Raw genomic sequence first — 1,131 nt, 5'->3', positions numbered from 1 at the left:
AGTGTTTGTTGCCACGCTGCATCGTTGTCCTCTTTGATGACTTCATGCACCAAACCCACCTGCAGGGCTTGCGCAGCGGTGTAGCTCAGGCCTTGCAACAGGCACTGGCGCGCTGCACTCTCGCCCAGGCGCTGCCACACAAACGGTGCAATCTGCGCAGGCGGCAGGCCCAGCGTGACCTCGGGTGTGCCCAGCACCGAACGCGCTGTGGCCACCACATGGTCGGCGCAACACACCAGGCCAAAACCGCCGCCCATGGCCGCGCCATCCACCCGGCACACCAGCAGCTGGGGCAGGGCGCTCAGGGCGTGCAGCAAGTCGCCAAAGCCACGGTTCATGCCCAGCAGTGGGTCGGTTTGTCCGTTTTGCAGGGGTTGGCCGATCAGGCTGGCAAAGCCGCCCAAGCTACCGCCCGCGCAAAAGGCACCGCCTGCGCCGGTCAGCACCACGATGCGCAGCGTGGCGTCTTGTGCCGCACACCCACAGGCTTGCAGCAAGTCGTCCACCACCGCATCGCTTAAAGCGTTGCGGGTGGCCGGGTCGTTCATCGTCCAGGTCTCGACCGCGCCTTGGCGTTCGATCAACAAAGTGCTGCTCATTTTTGCGGCCGCTTGGCAATGCCCATCATCTTGGACAAGATGCCCAGCATCACCTCGTCGGCACCGCCACCAATCGAGGCCAGGCGGCCGTCGCGGTACATGCGCGAGACTTTGTTTTCCCAGGTGAAACCCATGCCGCCCCAAAACTGCAGGCAGGTGTCAGGCACCGTGCGGTTCAAACGGCCCGCTTTGAGCTTGGCCATGGTGGCCCACTCGGTCACGTCTTCGCCCGCGATGTAGTGCTCGCAGGCTTGGTAGGTCAGGGCGCGCAGGCATTCGATGTCGGCCTTGAGTTCAGCCAGTTTGAACTGAACCCACTGCTGGTCGGCCAGCGTCGAGCCAAACAGCTTGCGCTCTTGCGCCCATTCCACCGTCCACTGGATGCAGTTGGTCAACGACTGCAGCGTGCTGGCGGCGCACCACAGGCGCTCTTCCTGAAACTGCTGCATTTGGTAGATGAAGCCCTGGCCCTCGGCACCGATGCGGTAGCGCTGGGGCACACGCACTTCATCAAAATAAATCAGGCCGGTGT

2 protein-coding genes are annotated in these 1,131 nt (G+C 63.1%); both read right to left on the bottom strand.

Translation table 11 applies throughout. The features are described 5' to 3' along the window. Window positions 1-599: enoyl-CoA hydratase/isomerase family protein (locus Q0341_RS02985; RefSeq protein WP_299510452.1), on the bottom strand; the 599-nt coding region annotated here is incomplete at its 3' end. Beyond that, a partial coding sequence (locus Q0341_RS02980) for an acyl-CoA dehydrogenase family protein (RefSeq protein ID WP_299510450.1) occupies window positions 596-1,131 on the bottom strand: 536 nt, incomplete at its 5' end. The genes Q0341_RS02985 and Q0341_RS02980, both read right to left, overlap by 4 nt.

The sequence above is a fragment of the uncultured Limnohabitans sp. genome (assembly GCF_937889215.1).
In the GTDB taxonomy this organism is placed as follows: domain Bacteria; phylum Pseudomonadota; class Gammaproteobacteria; order Burkholderiales; family Burkholderiaceae_C; genus Limnohabitans_A.
Note: the sequence above shows the minus strand (reverse complement) of the source record. Positions and strands in the feature narration are given on the sequence as shown.